This window comes from Helicobacter cetorum, from assembly GCF_900198405.1.
Taxonomy (GTDB): Bacteria; Campylobacterota; Campylobacteria; order Campylobacterales; family Helicobacteraceae; genus Helicobacter; species Helicobacter cetorum_C.
Window position 1 is genome coordinate 1 of sequence record NZ_FZMR01000039.1, and the last position, 1,369, is coordinate 1,369.

At 33.6% G+C, this 1,369-nt stretch carries 1 pseudogene; it reads right to left on the bottom strand.

From position 1 onward, the window contains the following. Positions 1–1,310, bottom strand: a pseudogene (locus C6H25_RS08305) (hypothetical protein); the annotation flags it as partial. Between the last annotated feature and the right edge of the window lie 59 nt (positions 1,311–1,369).

The window sequence follows — 1,369 nt, forward strand, 5'->3', positions numbered from 1 at the left end:
CTTAAATAATTCATTTGATTAAACATACTAGCTAAGGTGCTTAGACTTGCTAAGGCTATGGGTTTAGAAGATTGTAATTCGTTATAAGTGTTGAGTTTAGGGGGTAAAGCCATAAAAGTAAAATGCAAGGCTTGTTGGTCGGCTTTGGGAAGAGATGCGTTGATGTTGTTAAGCGTAGTCTTAAGTTTGTCTCGCAAATTAAAGCCCGTGCCAAGTTGTTGGTAGTGAGGGTTATTTTCTACTTGTTTATCATAAAATTGCGTGAATTTTTCTATTGCTGTGCCTATTTCTTTAGGATTATGAGAATTAAGAGCGTTAGCTACATTGCCTACATTGTCCCACCAATCTAAAATAGCAGTATAGAGTTGTTGTGTAGTGCTTAGGTTAGGGTCTGTATACTTTGTTTGGTTGTCATTACCGCCACTACTACTTGGATAATACCATGGTTGCACTTTGTTATTACTCTCAACATTAGCTCCAATAACACCATTATTTGCAACTTGATACACCCAAAAACCAAATTTTGCATTGTTGGTATTCATATATTCATTAAAGAGGGTGTTATTGATGAGCGCTTGATTGATGATTTCAAGCGCTTGTTCTTTTTCGCTTGAATTAGCTAATGCATTAATTTTACTTTCTAATTCTTTTAAAGTATTTGTAAAAGGTTGTGTGTTTAAAAACATGCCGTTGTTATTAGAACCAGCAACATCATTATAATCTGTATTAGCAAATTGCTTTTCAATTTTTTCAAGTTCAGGGTCGCCTAATTTTTGGATTAATGCTTGCAATGTTGCAGTGGGAAGATGACAAGTGCTTGTAACACTTGGGTCAGGACAAGTATTTTCGTTAAAATCTACAATGCTACCATTAACTTGATGATTAAAAAAATTCATGTAACTATTCATAAATGCGTTAAAAGTATAGTATGTTGCATAAGCATAATTAGTTGTAGGGCTATTCTCAGCTATGCCTTGTAGCATTTGAAAGAGCATTAAAGCCTCAACACCACCACTAGCACTTAAAGAAGTATTGTTTGATATATTTTTAGGACTACCAATAGTGTTACTTTCTATTTCGCTAATAATAGAAGTTAAGGCTTGTGGTATGGTCTCAAGTTTATTATCAGCTTGATTTTTTAGGGTTATACTAGCAATATTTGTTGTGTCGCCTGAATTTTGCAAAGCGTTTAAAACATCTTGAGCTTTTTGAATGATAGATTTTGTAGTTTGATTATTGTTGTGAAAAGGTGTAGTATTGAGCCATTCCTTTATATACCCCTCAAACGATTGCTTCCTTAATTTTGACAAACTATCAACTACATTTGAATTAGCATTACTCTCTAAGGTATAATGATTACTTGCTATAA